This window comes from Xenorhabdus taiwanensis, from assembly GCF_036512875.1.
Lineage (GTDB): Bacteria > Pseudomonadota > Gammaproteobacteria > Enterobacterales > Enterobacteriaceae > Xenorhabdus > Xenorhabdus taiwanensis.
The window spans coordinates 2,535,889-2,553,496 of sequence record NZ_AP028978.1 but is presented as its reverse complement, the minus strand read 5'-3'; the positions used below and the strand labels follow the sequence as shown (position 1 = coordinate 2,553,496).

Below are 17,608 nucleotides of genomic sequence, written 5' to 3'. Positions count from 1 at the left end.
ATGAAGCCGGAATATTTAGCATTACTGCGCGATAAACTCTGGCGACTCAACCACCTCTACTGGATAACCAACAAAGAAGGCCGTCCTGTCAGATTTAAGATGACGCCAGAGCAGCTTGAGTATTTCGAAGGTATCCATACCCGAAACATCATTCTCAAAGCCCGTCAACTTGGTTTTACAACAGAAGTCTGCATTATTCAGCTTGATGCTGCGCTATTTGAGTCAGCAAAATGCGCTCTGATAGCCCACACGCTAAACGATGCCAAGCGCCTGTTCCGTGAAAAGGTCAAATATGCCTACGACCGATTGCCGGATGAGATTAAGGCCGCCAACCCTGCCAGCAATGATGCGGCGGGTGAGTTGGTCTTTCGTAAGGGCGGTTCATTGTATGTCTCAACCTCATTCCGTGGTGGCACGTTACGCTATCTGCATGTGTCGGAGTTCGGGAAGATTTGTGCCAAGTTCCCCGACAAAGCGCGTGAGATAGTTACGGGTGCGTTTGAGGCAGTATCAACGGACTGTTTCACGACGATTGAGAGTACAGCGGAAGGGCGGGCTGGCTATTTCTTTGACTACTGCCAAACGGCAGAGAAAGCACTGATACAAGGCAAGCTACTCTCCAACCTCGACTGGAAATTCTTTTTCTTCTCGTGGTGGAAAAACCCGCTTTATGCCATTGATCCAGTAGAGTCAATACCTCAACGCTTAGTTGATTACTTCGCTGAACTGAAGGCAAAGCACGGCATTCAATTAAACGAACGGCAGCAGGCTTGGTACTACGCCAAAGAGAAGACGCTTGGCGATGACATGAAGCGGGAATACCCGTCGATCCCCGCTGAGGCATTCCAGCAATCGGTTGAAGGTGCCTACTACGCCAAGCAATTTCGCTGGCTGTATGAAAATAAACGCATTGGCAAACTGCCGGATAACTCACACCTGCCTGTCCATACGTTCTGGGATATCGGAGTGGGGGATTCAACGGCTATCTGGTTTGTGCGTGAGGTGGGCGAAGAGTTTCACGTTATTGACTACTACGAGAACTCAGGCGAAGGGCTGCGGCACTATATGAAGGTGCTAAAAGACAAAGGCTATACCTATGGTGAGCATTGGGGACCACATGACATCGATAACCGTGAATTTGGTGCTGATGCTAAGTCACGCCGAGAGTTGGCGCGAGAAGGTTATGAAATCGACGGGCAGCGGTATTCAATGATCTTCAAAGTCGTGCCAAAAGTTGGTGTTGATACCGGTATTGAATCGGTACGTGAAATTTTGCCTAACTGCGTATTCGATGAAGAAAAATGCAGTGAAGGCATTTCCCATCTGGAAAGCTACCGCAAAGAGTGGGATGACAAGCGCGGTTGCTGGAAAGATAAACCACTGCATGACTTCACATCGCACGGTGCTGATAGTTTCCGTTATTTTGCTGTTGCCAAGAATAACCGCAAGACTGTAGGTGCATTTTTCTTCTAAGGAGAGTCTTTCGTGAATGAAAAAACAGAATTTCTTGTTAATAGCCTAGCTGACACTATCGCTAAACGGATGATTTATGCGGCTGGTGGCGTTAGTGGCAATACTAAACGCACCAATATCTATTCTGAGTTCGGTTACCCCGAACAACTCAGGTTCAGAGAATACTACAACGCCTATGAGCGTAATGCGGTGGCGCATGCTGCTGTACATCGTTTGCTGGATGGATGCTGGCAGGACAACCCGACCATCATTGATGGCGAGGAAAAGAAAGAGTCAGCAATAACTAGCGCATGGGAGAAGGAAGTCACAAAACTATTAAAGCCGTTTTGGGCGAAAATTAAAGACGCTGACCGTCGCAATATGATCGGGCATTACTCAGCGTTGCTCATTCAAGTTCGGGATAGTAGGGCATGGAGTGAGCCTATTGATACCACGGTAGTATCACGGTTAAAAGGCGAAGCGCTGGTAAACCTGATTCCAGTTTGGGAGCCACAGCTCACAGTTGCAGAATGGGACACAGATATTAATTCAGAAAACTACGGACAGCCGGCGATGCTCAGCTTTGATGAGCGTCCGGTGGGTCAGGTTGAGATACAAGGACCAGCAAAGCAACTGGCTATTCATCCGTCACGAGTCATCATCTTATGTGAAGGTGCTGAGGATGGGAATATTTTCTCAGGTACACCATTACTCAGGGCGGGATATAACAAATTACTGGACATTGAAAAGGTGTCAGGTGGTAGTTCCGAAGGGTTCCTGAAAAATGCCTCTCGCCAGATTGGGGTGGAATTTGATAAAGAAACTGATTTGCACAACATCACCACGGCAGCGGTTCAGGCTGGCTATCCAGATCTAGGTGCCGCACTGGAAGACAAAATCAGCAAGCTCAACCGGGGGACGGATTCAGCAGCAGTGATGCAGGCAGGTAAGCTGAATGTATTGTCAGTCGCGCCGGGCGATCCAACGCCGACATGGGAAGTCACGACCCGTGAGTTTTGTGCCTCTGTGCAAGTGCCGTTCACGGTGCTGTTCGGTACTCAAACGGGAAAATTAGCCGGGGATAAAGACGATGCCACTTGGAAAGTGAGATTGAATGGGCGTCGATGGGGTTTTCTGACCCAATATGTAACACGCTTGATAAATCGATTGTGGGAAATCGGCATTATCAAGCCACCTTCTTCTGGCGAGGTCACTATTGCATGGTCTGACATGCTCGCCGCCAGTGAGCAGGAGAAGATCGACAACATGATTAAGATGGCAGAGGCGGCACTGAAAACCCAGCAGGCTTTCGGAACGCCGATATTTACGCCCAATGAAATTCGTACCGTGGGTGAGTTGGAGCCACTGGAAGAGGAACCTGAACCGCAGGGTGCAACAGGAGACCCGCTAACTGATGAAAAAGACCAGAATCGGAACCCCGATAATACCGAGAAATAAACGCGATCCCACTCAGTCATACCGTGCAGTCAATAAAATATTCCGTGATATTGAGCAACGGTATTACGACATCAAGAAAGCCCTCAAGCAATTATTTGACAGTACTCTAACCGGACATCAGAAAGACGGAGAACCAAGTTACCTTCTAGCGAAAAACGAGGCAGGACAGCCAGACTGGTTATTTCGTGTAAATAAAGAGGCTTTCATTTATGACATGCCAGCAACCGCTTTAGCGTTATTGCTGGAAAGAATTCAGGCGATTCTTGATGAACATTTGCTGGATGGTGGGAAAGCTCAGTTATGGGCGTTTGATTATGTGTCTGATGAATATCAGCGTGGAACCCTAAACGCCCACACGAATCTAGCCATACAGTCAGAGATCTACGCACAGCAAACTACGCTATCAGCCTTGTTATCAACGCCAGCCTACCAAAATCAGATTGCTACGGCACTTGTAGCAACCTATAGCGATTGGAAGGGAATTTCTGATGCAACAAGGACTGATTTGTCCAATGTAATAGCCGAGGCTATCGCTCGTGGGGTAAATCCAAGGGAAACAGCAGCGATTGTTAGTAAGCGGCTGGATGTGTCAATGAGCCACGCTAAGAACATAGCCCAAACTGAGCAGGTTGGGGCATTACGTGAGGCCAATTGGAATGAAACCGAATGGGCTAGAGAGCGGTTAGGTTTAAATACTAAATTACTTTGGCTGTCAGCCCTGAAACCAACCACCAGATCATGGCACGCTGCAAGACATGGAAAGCTCTACACCAAACAGGAAGTTGAAGAGTTTTACTCTAAAAACAGTAATCGCTATCGCTGTTATTGTGCGCAACAGCCAGTTGTTCTGGATGATGGCGGAAAACTGTATAACACGGGCTTGACTGAACGCCTAACGGAAGAGCGTAAGGCATGGGAACCTGAACCACCTAAGTAACAATTCAAAGAGGTCAAACATGGGGCAATATAGCGTTCATGTTAAATCACTGGCCTTAAATTCCTCCAATATCTCAACTGAAACTATTGATGGTGATGAGCATGTCGTCATTCGTGGCGTTGTGCCCGTTGTCGATGATGTTGTGATGAACGGGGGGTTATATCCAGCTAGTGAGATTAACAAGAGCTACAAATCAATGGAGGGGAAACAGGTTCCTTATGGACACCCCAAAATTGATGGTCAGTACATATCTGCTGACACACCAAGGGCGGTAAATCAATTCCATATCGGCGCATGGGCTGAGAATGTCCGCAAGGATGGCGACAAAGTTGTCATGGATGTGAAAATTAATCGTCGGTTCGCTGATTCAACTAATAAGGGAAAGGAATTTTTATCCCGTGTTGATGGCGTTATCGCAGGGAATAGTTCCGAACCAATCCATGTTTCAACCGGACTGTTGTTGCAGCGAGAACAGAACAAAGGCAAATCGAAGGGCAAGGCGTATACGTGGGTTGCTCGCAATATGCAGTTTGACCATATCGCCGTACTACCCGCCAGTGAGCCGGGTGCAGCGACACCGGAAGAGGGCGTGGGAATGTTTGTAAACGCTGACGGTGAGCAGGTCGAAATTGAGCAGGTCAATCTGTCTGATGCGGCTAATTGTACCCAAGAGGGACTGATTGATAAGACGAAGTTCTTCTTTAGCAACGCATCAAATTTCTCATTCGACGACATTTATTCCGCGCTCAGAGCAAAGTTAAAAGCCACTTATCCAGATGATGACTACCCATACGCCGAGAGTGTTTGGCCTGACAAATTCATCTATTACCGATCCGGTAAAACTTACCAACAAAAATATTTCATGAACGATGACGGTACAGCCGAACTCGTTGGAGAACCTATTGAAGTTGTACGCAAGCCAACTGAATACGAAGAAGTCAAAACCAATACGGAGCACGATCCAATGAAAGACCTGATTATTAACGCCCTGAAAGCGAAAGGTAAGCCAACTGACGGCAAGACCGAAGCTGAACTGCTTGATGCATACAACCAGATGAATACAGAAGAAGCAAAAGACAAAGAAACACCGGAAGAAAAAGCCGCGCGCGAGAAAAAAGAGAAAGAGGCCGCAACAAATACTGATGCTATCACCGCGGCAATAAACGCAGCCATAAAGCCATTGACTGACAAAATCACCACACTGGAATCTCAGTTGACTGCGAACGCTGATAAAGAAAAAGCCGATAAACGCGCTGCGGTAAAAGCGAAGTTCGGTCTGGACGATACAGTGGTAAATGCTCTGGATGGCGCGGCGCTTGATGGCTTCTATGCACAATGTCCGACCTCAACAGGTTTGAATTCATCATTTACAAACAATAATTCTGAATCATTCACCTCTATGCCGGAGTAATAGAAATGGCAAAAAACGGGAAACGTGTAATTCATGCTGGCGGTGTGTTTATCAACCCCATGCTAAACCGAGAAGGTGCGGCGGCGGCGGATATCCAGCCCGGCACGATTGGGTATTTTGAGGCTGGCAAATTCAAAGCCTCAGTAGACGGCAAAGAAGCGGCGATCCTGTATGTCGCTAATATTGATTATCTTCGTTGTCAGACCATTGATGACCCCATTACGGCTGATGGCGTGGTTGTCGGTATTCACCCTATGGCGGGCGTGTTTTTAAACGTTCGCGCAACTGCGGGAACGTACAAAAAAGGGCAGCCTGTAGCAGTCACTAACGGTCAGATTAAAGCGGCTGACGATGGGGCTATCTTTGCCTATGTCGAAGAAGACAGCATTACAGCAAAATCAGGTGACTTGGTTCGCGTGGTGTTTAAATAAGGAGAATTGAATGTTTTATTTTTCAACCCAAAAGGCAACCGAAACCGGCAACCTTGAGGCTAACCAAGCTCAGTTTGGTGAGCTGACATTAGCACGGAACTCATCGGCTCAAGCGGTAGCGGATTTTATTTCTCGCGCTCGCTTTCGTGTAGAAAATGCACCGCGACTCGATGCGGTTAATGCTATCGATGATATCAAGCGCCTGTATCGTTCGTATGACCAGACAGTGCTGGCCGAGTTCGAGCCTAACACTGAGTTTACGCTTCTGAATGACCTGATGCCGCTGTCGCGCTCTGTTCGTCTGGAAGAGTCTGTTTATGAGTACGCTCGCACAGGCGGCACTGGTTGGGCGCATACGTCAATGTCCGGTCAGATTGGCGCGGCTCTGGATGCCCGTTCTTACAGCTTTGACGGTACTATGGTGCCAATTCATGACACTGGTTTTAAATTTAACTGGCGCGATCCTGTATTTAACAAAGGCTCTGCCCTAGCCTCATTGTCTGATGCACAGGCCGACTCGGTGAAAGTTGTTCGTCGTAAATATCTCGACTTTATCTGGAATGGCTTTCGTGACAGTGAAGGTAATTTCATTAAGTTTGATGACAAGACGTGGAAGGGCTTACGCACTGATGAGCGTGTTGCACAGGTAACACTGAACATTGATCACACCACGAGTACAGATGGTCAGGCAATGCGTAGTGAAGTGATGAAAGTACGTGACGTGCTGAAATTACAAAACTACCAATACGGAGCCCAAACTTGGTATGTATCAGGTGAAATCCTGTCTAACTGGGAAAAGCTGTATTACGACGTTAACCAGACTCGCACCGTGCTTGAAGAAATCAAGAAAATCACCGGCATTGCTGGCATCAAAGAAGATTTTGAGCTGAAAGGCAATGAAATGATGATTGTCCCTCTGGGCGCTGGAGTTATCGTTCCAATTGTCGGTCAGGCATTCGGGACGGTTGCAGATCCGCGTCAATTCTACAATTCGGATTATGTATGGCGCACATGGGGTGCGGCTGGTTTGATAGTTAAGCAAGACATCAACGGTCATTTCTCAGTTATTCACGCGAAAGGCGCATAAAGGGGATTTATGGCACTGGTAAGAGTTATTTCAAATAACTTTTTTGCTGGTGCCGACCTCAAAAAGTTAGAGGTTGGCGCTCAGCTAGAAGTTTCAGCAGGCAATGCGGAATCATGGGTTAAAGCTGGTCTGGTAGAGAGAATCGAAGACAGAAAGCTTGAAGTTGCCACACCAGCCAAAGCAAAAGGCAAAGGTAAGCAAGATGGTGATAACACTTGATGATGTAAAGCCAATGATAACTGAGCTTGGATTTGCATTGCCTGATTCAGTGCTTCAATTACTACTAGATCAAGTGAATGCCAAATCTGAATGCCTGTCGGCTAATTATGATGAGTCAACGCAATCGCTATTGTTAATCTACGCCGCGGTTCGTCTGGCCTCGCTGTCAGGCGCAAGGAAAATCGCCTCGCAGAGTGCGCCTTCTGGTGCTTCCCGTTCATTTGCATATAATTCCTCTGGTACTGACTATTTACTCAAGCAAATACGAGCATGGGATAAACGCGGTTGCTTATCTGGTTTGCCACTGGAGAGTAAATCTGTCGGCTTCTTTGATGTGGTGGGGTGAACATGTCCAGTATTGCTAGCTGGGGCTATACCGCCCCTTGTACTTTCTGGAAGCGGTTAGGAACTGATGAGTATGGGCGACCGTTGGGTTATGAAGCGCCACAAATCATTATGTGCGAATACCAAGGTGGCCTGTCCAGTAAACTATCCGGTGTGGGGACTGAACTGATTGCTAAAAACACCTTCTGGACGGAGTTTGCTGATGCATCCACGGGCGATTATATCCTGATTGGGAAATCATCAAATCCGAACCCCATAGCGGCAGACGCTGACGAAATTAAATATATCACTCGTGATGCGGACACATTCGACCGCCTTGTTGATGATTATGTTTTAGTCACGGGAGCGTGATATGGGCGTCAAGGTCAAGGGGATTCGTGAAGCACAAGCAAAACTCAACGCCTTAATCGGTGATATACGAGGACGGAAAGTTGTCCGTGCCATGTATAAGGCTCTGTATATCGGAAGTGCTCAGGCTGCGCTTTATACGCCGATTGATACTTCTACGCTGATTAACTCTCAGTTCCGTGATGTGCGTTTTGATGGTGTACTGCTCACTGGACGTGTGGGTTATTCGGCAAACTATGCCGTCTATGTGCATGATCCCAAAGTGAAGCAGACATTCCGGCGAGCAACAGCGAAGAAGGCGTTCCTGAAATTAGGCTTTGATGAGATGAGAAATCAGATTGATAAAGCTGTTATGCAGGAGCTGAAATTATGATGGCATTTGAGCAATTTCGCCATTATCTGGCAAAAGCGGGGCTGATTGACGGGTTCAAGATCCAGATGCTCACATGGATTGAGCAAAAAGGCGATGGCGGTCAGATGCAATACATGGTCTTTCAGCCTGCTGGCGGTACTGGCCGGCTGGATGATTTGGGGGCTGATGACAATGTACAGGTGATTTTGGTCAGTGGACAAAATGACCCACAACCCACCATCCAGCGTGCACAGGAAATACTTAATCATGTCGCCTCTTACCCCGATGATGACTGCCTGACCTCCGTATTTAATCTTGGCGGTTTGACAACCCCTATCCTCACACAAGAGAACCGATACGTCATCCGGTTGCTCTTTCGCTGTACATCATAATCAAGTCGCTTGGGCGGCTTTTTTTATTTCTATTAATCGAGGTTATTCACATGGCAAATTGCCCAGTAGAAACCAATAAACTTATTGGTCGTAACGCTATTATTCGCCTTGCGCAGGGTTGTCCTGATGCAGTACCAGACCAATCAACGTTTTTTAGGATAGGTGCATTAACCACCAAATCATTTGACCTGTCACCCAATACACTGACCTCAGAGGCTGATGATTCAAAAGGGCTGGTGGAAAGTGTTGTTACTAGTATGGACTTAACCATTAGTTTTGATGGTGAATACCGCAAGCGAGATAAAAGTGAAGACTTTGGTCCATTGCGTTTGTTGAAGGAAATCCCGAAGGAGGTTCAGGCGGGGCGCCAACCTGCGTATTGGGTGCAGATGGACTTCACCGGAGAAGATGCACTGGTATTACAGGCGTACATGGTATTTACGTCATGGTCATCTCAGTTTGGTTCTAGCGAGTTTGCGACATACTCCGGCGAGCTGAAAGTGAGTGATGCCGATACGGTTGATTGGTTAATTGAAGAGGTTGCGGTGCAGTCAGTTTCTGTTAATCCTCAGTCATTGACAGTAGCGAAAGAAAAAACAGGCTCTTTTATGGTGAGTTTCAGCCCCGCTGATGCTACTGACAAAAACTATACCGTAACATCGGATAAAACTAATATCGCTACAGTGAGTCAAGTAGGTAATGTCGTAACAGTAAAAGGCATTTCAGAAGGCTCCGCCAACATCACAGTTACTACGAGGGATGGCAGTAAGACAACTAAGTGCGGAATTACCGTCACGGCATAGCATTACAAAGGGCACTTCCGAGCGCCCTTGATAATGTTCAGGAGGAATTATGACGCCTATTATTGATATTGGTGAGATGGTTATCTCTACTGATAAAACCGATTATTTACTGCGCCCCTCTTTCGCTGCAATGACACGTATCGGTACACCTCGACAAATTGTGGAGACGTACACTTCCCTCAATGGGGCAGAAACTCAGGAGTTAATTAACCGCGCGCTGGCGGCTTACGGTACACTTCCCGATTGGCTGATTAAACTGATGCGGAAACCCGCATTTGGCCGCAATATCTTGTCAACTGCCATGATAGTTATACAGGCGTGCTGTGAAGATGACGTGGAAGAGTTGATCGGTGAGTGGAGACCAGGACGAAGAGGGAGCGTGTATCGTCTGGGGAGCGTGCCAATTAATGACATCATTGTCATTGCTCGCGAACTGATAACACATGGTGTTATTGGTCGGGTTAAAATCAGAAAACTCCAACGGAATGAAGGAACGGAAGTGTTTTCTGACCAGTTTAAAGCTATTGAGTATATCAATGCGGCTCGCGCCCATTTCAATATGTCACGCGAAGAAGCCGAGCTGTTAACGATGACCGAGTTCCAGATGATGCTGAAAGCCAAGTTTCCTGATGAAAAAGGTTTTACTCGCGAGGAATATGATGCCGTTATTGATGCGGATGATCAGCGCACTAATGACCTGATGAGTGGCAAGCGAAGACTGGTGAGTATGAAGAAATAACAGTCCTTACAGGACTGTCTTTGTTGGTTTTATCAAGACATCTGCGGGAATGCCGAACATACCGTGTAAGTTACGGATCATGGGTAATGTCAGGTTACGCTTACGGTTCAGAACTTCATAAACGCGGTTCGATTTGCCGATAGCTGGTTCCAAGTCTTTAACCGTCAGGCCGGATTGCTCCATTCTGAATTTGATAGCCTCAATAGGGTCTGGCGGGTCGATTGGATAATGTTCGGATTCGTAGGCTTCAATCAGCAGCACCATGACCTCCATAAAATCAAATTCAGGTGTGCCAATTTCTGGCTGATTATCAAACAGCGGAGCGATGGCTTTTAATGCTTCTTGATAGTCTTGTTCGGTTCTAATAGGTTTAATGTTCATGGTTTACTCCGGCTCTACAGTGTTGGCATCTACAGCATCATATTGTTTATGTGTGCCGATAAATTTAATGTACACCCAGCCTGCGGGATAAAAGATAGAAACTATCAGGCGGTAATCGTTTCCTTTAATGTTAAATACCACACGATTGTTTTTCAGTATGCTCGCATTACGATATTGAGCCTTAATATCGGCTGGTGTCTTCCATAAGGCTTTTTTGGCCTCGTCGAACCAAGCCCTTAGCGATTGTTCTGCGTCGGGATATTTTTCCCAAAACGCTTTCAGTGATGCAACGGATATTATTTTCATAAATCCAACAATAGTCCCATTTTGGGACTTTTGCAAGTGACAGTACGATTTTCGGGTCAGTTCATCACGGGTAATATCACTGTGCTGAAAAAGCACAAACTATCTCAGAATTAATGTATTCATTATATTTTTATGTATAAATTATAATTTGAATAAATAATTTTATGACTTAAGCGGATACGCTAATTTTTACTTATCCCAAAATCTAAAATTCCACAATTAACCTATGCAATTATTTTGCATCGGTCGTTTTTGCATGTTTTTTTTCACAATTAAACCAAATGAAAAAGCCAGTAGCGAAATACTGGCTTTTGGCGTCCTATTAAAAGGAGAGAACAAATATGTTGGATATGACTTTAGCAAACCAAACAGCCGTTGTCACGAACCAGAATAGCCATGTCCCTGTTATCGTTTATCGTGAGCAGAGAGTTATTACGACTGAGCAGCTAGCTGCGGGGTATGGTGCTACTGAAAAAATGATTACCAATAATTTCAATAGAAACAAAGAAAGGTTTGTTGATGGTAAACACTATTTTTGGGTTGAAGGTGATGAGTTACAGTCACTTAAGAACTGCCCCTCTTTAAGAGGTTCAGTTAACAAACATGCAAGAAACCTCATTCTCTGGACTGAACGCGGCGCTTCACGCCATGCCAAGATGCTTGAAACTGATCAAGCTTGGGATTACTACGAGTTACTGGAAGAAACTTATTTCCGTGTTCGTAGTGAAATGCCACAGGCAGTTTTACCCGGTAACTATATTGAAGCGCTGGAATCTCTTTTGAAATCCGAAAAAGAGAAAGCTGTAATCTCAGCGGAGCGAGATAAGGCCATCGAAACAAAAGCGTGGATTGGCAATAAACGAGAAGCAACAGCAATGGCTACCGCTTCGGCGGCAGTTCGTGAGCGGAATAAGTTAGCTGATCTGCTGGGACAAAGTAAGAATCAGGCGACTATTTTGACAGTTGAGAAAGCAACCAAAAAAGCGTTTAAGTGGCAACCACTTAAAAAGTGGTGCAAAGAGAATAACGTGAAACCTGACACAGCGCCGGATAAACGCTTTGGCACCGTATATTCATGGCCTGCCGCAGCTTGGTTAGCAGTGTATGGTATCGATTTATCTGAACTGCTTTAGCGACTGATACTAAGCCACGGATGGCTAAAAACTGAAATCCTCTGATTCTTTTTAATCTATTTTAGTGGTCAATCATACAAACTGAATACAGTTTAAACTGTTGAACCTTAGGTTCAAACAGACTAATATCACCTCAAGGAATATTTATTAATGAGCTAAATTTTAGCTATCCATTTTAGGTAACTGGGATTGAGGGGGATATATGCCACAAAGATTGGTACGTCCTGAAAAGATTAATGAAGTTTTCGCTCATTTGAACGAAAGCTCAGATAATCATACCCTCTACGCCTCTTTAATGGGTGGATCAGATATCACAGGACAAATAAAAGGATTATCCCTTTCTCCTGGCTATCGTATGGTTCGTATTGATAATCGATTGACTGATAAGATTAGTCAGTCTCATTTTGAATTAGCTCTGATAAACGATATATCAAAAGAGGTTGCTTATTATAACCGAGTGGTTATACAGCCTGACGTTGTGTTAAATTGCCGTCCTGTAACTCAAATTCTCGTTTGGCGTATTAGAACGCCTCAGCATCGGGCGGCTCTACGTGATTTAGCTGGTAAGGTATTCTTTGATTATCTGCTGGAGCGCTATAACGTAATAGTATCTGACATGAATCAGACTAATGATGGCATGGCTTTTTGGCAGGATCGCATGTATGACGCTCTGATGTATAATCTGTATGTTTATGCCTATGACATGATAACCTGCGAATTACGCAAGATTCTGACTCAAGATGACGTTAGCCGACAAGAGATGTGGCTATGGGGAGATCCCGAGCATCATCAAAACAGACTGGCTATCATTTCTAAAAGCGAATTACCAATGCCAAAAGAATAACTAACTAACCCGCTTCGGCGGGTTTTTCGGCTTTAATCAAATAACCATCACATAAATGCCACTTAAATTGTGGCATTTTGCGTTATTTTGCATTAATTGGTTGGTATTATGAGCAAAATTTAACGATGAGGGATTGTGATGAGGAAATTATTAATAGCCGGAGTTTCTTTTTCAGCATTGATACTATCTGGTTGTATGGCTACACCTAATGAAGCTCGAATCAAAAAACCAAATTTTGAAGGAAGCAGTAATAAGACGGCAAAAGAACTTGCTGAGTGTATATATAACGGATGGACTAATACGAGAGTTTTGTTAGAAAGGGATCATACCGTTCATTCAGAATCATTTGGTGATGTAATCACTATATTTACTTGGAATAGCTCCATGTTTGCAGATGTAACAAGCTCGTCTAACGGGTCAATTGTGAAATTCTACAAAACGATACTTGGTGCTGTTCCTGTCGAATGGAATAGAAAAGAGGTTGTAGAAAAATGCTTGTAATGATTTTAGAATGAGCAAAACTTAATGCTGGAGATGATTATGTCAGAAGTATTAATACCGGGTGAACCAAGAGATTACTACAAAACTTTCGTAAAGAATGATGGTAGCGAATGTTATCAGGCCAACAGGCGTGCAATAAGAGAACTAATGACGGCTATAAATAAGGCTACTGGTCCATATCAATATAATGGTAATCTTCATTCGGTAATACTAACTCATCAAGATTATTACGATGCTTTTGATGTTTTTATTATCAATGAGCCTGACGATGCAAAGATAGTTATGCGTAGTGTGTTGGCAGAAGAAATGAAAGCCAAAGAACGCGAACTTAATGTTGGTAATGGTTCCACAACAAAAATGACAGGTATTGTATTAGCGCTTATTGGCATTTGTATTTGTTTTTATGCTCTCACCATGAATGTTGCAGTTGGATATTATGATAAGGTTATTAATGCTGGATTAGTTGCAGATAGGCAACTCTATATGACGGCTGGAGTAGCAATAACAATCATTGGCTCATTGGCAATTCTATTTTCCTTGCTTTTGGATAAAACGGGAAACCGTTCATAGTAAGACAATAAAATCATCAAACTGCCACATTTTGAAAATATATTTCCTTATATAATACCCCAATAACCCTGCCACTTGGCGGGGTTTTCTTTTTTTCAGGAGCTAGAAAATGGCAGAGCATCAAGTGGGTAACATCGTTTATCAAGTTTCTATGGATGTAGCGCAATTGTTGACGGCGCAACGGCAATTAGATTCGCGCTTGGGGCAGGTAGAGCAGCGCTTTAATCAAACGGGACGCTCAGTGCAAGGAGCAGAGAAAGCATTACTAAGCCTATCAAAGGCTGCTACTGCGGTAACAGCAGCATTATCTATCGAGAAAATAGCCAGTTATGCTGACGCATGGGTTGTGGTGAATAACAAGCTGGTTAATGCCGTCAAAACAAATGAAACGCTGGCGGAAGTGACTGAACGTGTATTCAATATCGCCCAGAATTCCCGTGCGAGTTTGGATTCTACGGCTGCATTGTATGGTCGTCTTGAAAGAGCTACTCGTAGTTATGGTATGTCGGCTGACGACGTGGCGAAATTAACTGAAACTGTTGCAAAAGGTCTGGTGGTTTCAGGTGCAACCGCTGCGGAATCATCAAGCGTCATGATTCAGTTCTCACAGGCTATGGCGTCAGGCGTCCTGCGTGGTGAAGAATTTAACTCCATGTCTGAGAACGGGAGCCGTCTAATTGCAGCATTGAGCGATCACCTTGGCGTTAACATTGGTCAGCTAAGGAAGATGGCGGCGGAGGGGAAATTAACGTCTACAGTCGTCGCTCAGGCTTTTCTAGCTCAGGCAGGAACTATTGCTAAAGAATTTGATAAAACCTCAGCGACCATGAGCCAGTCAATGGAGATGGCGGCTAATAATATGACTCGATTCTTTGGTCAATCAACCACGGTTCAGACGGCGCTTAAAGCGTTTAATAGCACTCTGGTTACAGTCAGTGAAAATATGGATCTTGTTGCGGGTGCTGCAACTGCCTTAGCCGCTGTGATGGGTTCAAGGATGGTGAGTGCGATGACACTAGCAGCAAGCCAAAAGATAACAAACGTTAGGTCTGCTATAGCGTTAGCACAAGCGAATAAAGCAGAAGCGCAAAGTACACTCTATGCCGCCGAAATGACACTGAGAAAAGCAGCGCTGGATAAGGAAGCTGCATTATCTGCCCTACGTGTCGCTGAGGCTGAATATGCAGCAGCGAAGGGAACTGATGCAGCCACAGCAGCACTTGCCAGGCTAACCGCTGCTCGTGCCACAGCAACGACAGCAACAGCCACATACGGAGCCGCACAAAATGCAGTTACTGCCGCTCAAGCGGGGTTCGCAGCAGCCGCAAGAGCCGCGACTATTGCAGTGAATGGACTCAAAGCTGCTATGTCATTTTTAGGCGGGCCACTTGGTGTGGTTATGCTGGCAGCAGCAGCGCTTTATTATTTTCATCAGCGAGCAGAAGAAGCTAAGAACGAGGCTAAAGATTTATCTAATACGGTTGAAAGTTTGACTGGCAATCTAAAGGAACTGAGTAAAGTTAAACTTGAAGAAAATAAAGTCAAATTAGAAAGGAAGCTGGCTGAGCAGGACGAGCAGATAAAAAAACAAAAAATAAAGGTAAGCGGTCTTCAATATGATGTTGATCACGGTGGTGGCTTTTATTTTAAAAAATCCGAGGAGGAGATGAAGAAGCTCAGAGATGATTTAGCCCTAGAAAAGGGTGCGCTTGAGGATATGCAAGTAGTCAGAAGTAATTACGAAAAAGCCATTGATCTGACCAGCAAAGCTCTTGCTGAAAACACCAAACTGACCAATGAGAACACCGATGCCAACAAGAACAGGAATGGAGAGGTTGATCAGGCATCTGACAAAGCGGCGGATTTTATCACCAAGCTTAAGAATGAAAATGAATTACTTAAGACTCAAAAGGGATTAAAGCGAGACTTAAAAGCCGCAGAGTTCAAAGCTGACGAGCTGGGGGCAAGCCCTAAGCAAAAATCAATGATAGCGGAGACAACCAAGGAAAACATAAAACTCAAGGAAGCTGAAAAGGAAAGAGAAGATGCCGCCAGAGAAGCGGAAAATGCAGCTAAAAGGGCTGCTGATGAAGCCAAGCGGCGATCAGATGATATCACAGCAGCACTCAAACGCCAGCGTGACGAAATAGACCGCCTCAAAACAGGCTACGAAGAAGCTAGCCTTGAAATGGTAATGTATGATGCCGCTAAAGCCATGCCGGAGGGTTCTAGCGAGGAACAGATTGAAAAAGCTAGAAGAAATGCCGCAGAAAGATACGATATTGAAAAGGATGAAGAAGCTCGGAAATGGGCGCTTGAACAAGACTCTTTAGCGAAATCCAAGAAGGCAATGGATGAAGAACTTGAGCATTTGAGGCGTATCAAAAAGCAGGGTTTGATTGAAATAGAAGAGTTCAATAAAAGCGAGCAAGAGATAAGAGAACGTTATAAGAATAAAGCCGAAGAAGAAGAGCGACAACGCAAAGTCAATGAAGCCGTATCGCCTGCCATGAAAACCCTTGGGGAATTCGACCCAGTACAAAACCTCATTAATGAGCATAAAAGAAAAATAGCAGCTATTACCCATTTCGAGCAAGAACACACTGAACTTAAGGAACAAGCTGAGGCAGCCAGAGCCGCTATAGAAAAGAAATACCAAGAAGACCTGAACAATGCCCGATGGGAACAATGGAAAGGCCAGAATGAGATGTATCAATTTCTGGGTGATGCCGTTGAAGCATTGGGGCAGCGCTCAGCCAACTCCATAACAGGACTGTTAACCGGAACACAGTCCGCCAATGAAGCCATGCGAAATCTTGCCCTAACTATCACAAATGAGGCGGTGTCTGCGTTGGTTCAGATGGGTATCCAGCAAGTCAAGAACATGATTATGGGCAAGGCTGCTAATACTGCGGCTGCTGCATCGGCAGTTGCTACGGGTGCGACGATTACTACGGCAATGGCTCCTGCTGCTGCGGCTACCAGTGTAGCAACAATGGGATCCGCTGCTACAGTCGGCATGATGGCTATGGCAACTGCTGTACCTGCGATGATTGCATTATTGGGTGCTCGTAAAAACGGCGGACCAGTCAGCCCGAATGGGGCTTACCGTATTGGTGAGAATAACAGGCCTGAGATATTCAAGGCGAATAATGGTCATCAATACATGATACCGGGTGATAGGGGTAAGGTGATTAGCAATCGGGATATGGGGAAAGGGGGTAATGGTGGGGTGATTATTAATCAAACATTTACCTACAATGTGAGCAGTAGCGGTCAATTTACACCAGAAGATGCTAAGATGTTGTCTGGCTTTGTTAGACGGGAAGTTTATGATGTCATCATAAATGAAGTTTCTCGTGAAGAAGGCTTGCTTAATTAAGTAGGGCAGTAAAGTAAATTTCGATTACGAGAGTATATATAATGGAAGAAAAAAATAATAACCATCAGGAATTAAAGAACATCGACAAAGCTTTCACTCATGACTTTAAACCCAAAGATATATATCTTACAACCGCTGCTTATATTGCGGAAAACGGGTTTGAGGTTAATGTTACTTTGTTTTTGAATGGAATCATTGTCTCAGGAGTTCTTATTAGCAATAAACGCTATTCATCATTACTTGCTGGAAAGATTTATAAGGCATCGAATCAAGAGGCAGGGCAGGCATTTTTAGATGTTATGCTGGATATTAGAGATTGTATTAATGAAAGGGATAAAGAAATCAATGAAATAGAGTATTTATATTTATCCGATGTTGAAATAACAAACTCAAATGGTAATAAATTAAAAACTGATTCGGAAATGAGAATTAAGCTAGGAGAAGTTAACGGTTTTATATTTGGTAAACTAGTTGATTGCTAATTTCAAATGAACCATTAGTAACCCGCTTCGGCGGG

The 17,608-nt window shown here is 44.8% G+C and carries 21 protein-coding genes; 19 read left to right on the top strand and 2 right to left on the bottom strand.

The window, feature by feature from the left end; genetic code table 11:
* The 13 genes from ACE1SE_RS11425 to ACE1SE_RS11365 all read left to right on the top strand — a co-directional run bounded on the left by ACE1SE_RS11425 (position 1) and on the right by ACE1SE_RS11365 (position 9,974).
* Positions 1-1,473 carry a terminase gene (locus ACE1SE_RS11425; protein WP_374051003.1) on the top strand — a complete coding sequence of 491 codons (1,473 nt, stop codon included), beginning with the start codon at positions 1-3 and terminating at the stop codon, positions 1,471-1,473.
* Positions 1,474-1,542: 69 nt separating this feature from the next.
* Positions 1,543-2,910, top strand: coding sequence for an anti-CBASS protein Acb1 family protein (locus tag ACE1SE_RS11420; protein WP_374053656.1), 1,368 nt, complete (start codon positions 1,543-1,545; stop codon positions 2,908-2,910).
* Between the two features lie 37 nt (positions 2,911-2,947).
* Positions 2,948-3,847 carry a phage minor head protein gene (locus ACE1SE_RS11415; protein WP_374053655.1) on the top strand — a complete coding sequence of 300 codons (900 nt, stop codon included), beginning with the start codon at positions 2,948-2,950 and terminating at the stop codon, positions 3,845-3,847.
* Positions 3,848-3,866: 19 nt separating this feature from the next.
* A complete protein-coding gene (locus ACE1SE_RS11410) occupies positions 3,867-5,258 on the top strand; it encodes a DUF2213 domain-containing protein (RefSeq protein WP_374051002.1) in 1,392 nt (463 codons plus the stop codon).
* A gap of 5 nt (positions 5,259-5,263) precedes the next feature.
* Positions 5,264-5,689 (top strand): hypothetical protein, encoded by a 426-nt coding sequence (locus ACE1SE_RS11405; RefSeq protein WP_374051001.1) that lies wholly within the window; start codon positions 5,264-5,266, stop codon positions 5,687-5,689.
* A gap of 10 nt (positions 5,690-5,699) precedes the next feature.
* Positions 5,700-6,776: a major capsid protein gene (locus ACE1SE_RS11400; RefSeq protein WP_374051000.1), complete on the top strand. Its 1,077-nt coding sequence runs from the start codon at positions 5,700-5,702 to the stop codon at positions 6,774-6,776.
* Between the two features lie 9 nt (positions 6,777-6,785).
* Positions 6,786-6,995 (top strand): hypothetical protein, encoded by a 210-nt coding sequence (locus tag ACE1SE_RS11395; protein ID WP_374050999.1) that lies wholly within the window; start codon positions 6,786-6,788, stop codon positions 6,993-6,995.
* Positions 6,979-7,341 (top strand): DUF7370 family protein, encoded by a 363-nt coding sequence (locus ACE1SE_RS11390; RefSeq protein WP_374050998.1) that lies wholly within the window; start codon positions 6,979-6,981, stop codon positions 7,339-7,341. Before ACE1SE_RS11395 ends, ACE1SE_RS11390 begins: the two co-directional genes overlap by 17 nt.
* A gap of 2 nt (positions 7,342-7,343) precedes the next feature.
* Entirely contained in the window at positions 7,344-7,691 is a 348-nt protein-coding gene (locus ACE1SE_RS11385) for a hypothetical protein (RefSeq protein ID WP_374050997.1), read from the top strand.
* 1 nt (position 7,692) lies between these two features.
* Positions 7,693-8,061 (top strand): HK97 gp10 family phage protein, encoded by a 369-nt coding sequence (locus tag ACE1SE_RS11380; protein ID WP_374050996.1) that lies wholly within the window; start codon positions 7,693-7,695, stop codon positions 8,059-8,061.
* Positions 8,058-8,432 carry a phage tail termination protein gene (locus ACE1SE_RS11375; RefSeq protein WP_374050995.1) on the top strand — a complete coding sequence of 125 codons (375 nt, stop codon included), beginning with the start codon at positions 8,058-8,060 and terminating at the stop codon, positions 8,430-8,432. The genes ACE1SE_RS11380 and ACE1SE_RS11375 overlap by 4 nt, the downstream gene beginning before the upstream one ends.
* Before the next feature lie 50 nt (positions 8,433-8,482).
* On the top strand, positions 8,483-9,235 hold the full coding sequence (locus ACE1SE_RS11370; protein ID WP_374050994.1) for an Ig-like domain-containing protein: 753 nt from the start codon (positions 8,483-8,485) through the stop codon (positions 9,233-9,235).
* 49 nt (positions 9,236-9,284) lie between these two features.
* Positions 9,285-9,974 (top strand): DUF6246 family protein, encoded by a 690-nt coding sequence (locus ACE1SE_RS11365; protein ID WP_374050993.1) that lies wholly within the window; start codon positions 9,285-9,287, stop codon positions 9,972-9,974.
* A 6-nt stretch (positions 9,975-9,980) separates the two neighbouring features.
* Here the strand turns inward: ACE1SE_RS11365 and ACE1SE_RS11360 are convergent, their stop codons facing one another.
* Entirely contained in the window at positions 9,981-10,355 is a 375-nt protein-coding gene (locus ACE1SE_RS11360) for a helix-turn-helix domain-containing protein (RefSeq protein WP_074021720.1), read from the bottom strand.
* Between the two features lie 3 nt (positions 10,356-10,358).
* A complete protein-coding gene (locus tag ACE1SE_RS11355; RefSeq protein ID WP_374053654.1) occupies positions 10,359-10,661 on the bottom strand; it encodes a type II toxin-antitoxin system HigB family toxin in 303 nt (100 codons plus the stop codon).
* A 341-nt stretch (positions 10,662-11,002) separates the two neighbouring features.
* Between ACE1SE_RS11355 and ACE1SE_RS11350 the strand changes: the two genes are divergently transcribed.
* The 6 genes from ACE1SE_RS11350 (at position 11,003) to ACE1SE_RS11325 (ending at position 17,573) form a co-directional block, all read left to right on the top strand.
* Positions 11,003-11,794 (top strand): ORF6N domain-containing protein, encoded by a 792-nt coding sequence (locus ACE1SE_RS11350; protein ID WP_374050992.1) that lies wholly within the window; start codon positions 11,003-11,005, stop codon positions 11,792-11,794.
* 202 nt (positions 11,795-11,996) lie between these two features.
* Complete coding sequence (locus ACE1SE_RS11345; protein ID WP_374050991.1) at positions 11,997-12,638, top strand: hypothetical protein; 642 nt, start codon at positions 11,997-11,999, stop codon at positions 12,636-12,638.
* Positions 12,639-12,776: 138 nt separating this feature from the next.
* Positions 12,777-13,139, top strand: coding sequence for a hypothetical protein (locus tag ACE1SE_RS11340; RefSeq protein WP_374050990.1), 363 nt, complete (start codon positions 12,777-12,779; stop codon positions 13,137-13,139).
* Between the two features lie 39 nt (positions 13,140-13,178).
* Positions 13,179-13,709 (top strand): hypothetical protein, encoded by a 531-nt coding sequence (locus ACE1SE_RS11335; protein ID WP_374050989.1) that lies wholly within the window; start codon positions 13,179-13,181, stop codon positions 13,707-13,709.
* A 109-nt stretch (positions 13,710-13,818) separates the two neighbouring features.
* Positions 13,819-17,091, top strand: coding sequence for a tape measure protein (locus ACE1SE_RS11330; RefSeq protein WP_374050988.1), 3,273 nt, complete (start codon positions 13,819-13,821; stop codon positions 17,089-17,091).
* Positions 17,092-17,132: 41 nt separating this feature from the next.
* Positions 17,133-17,573: a GvpU-like protein gene (locus tag ACE1SE_RS11325; protein ID WP_374050987.1), complete on the top strand. Its 441-nt coding sequence runs from the start codon at positions 17,133-17,135 to the stop codon at positions 17,571-17,573.
* Positions 17,574-17,608: the final 35 nt, after the last annotated feature.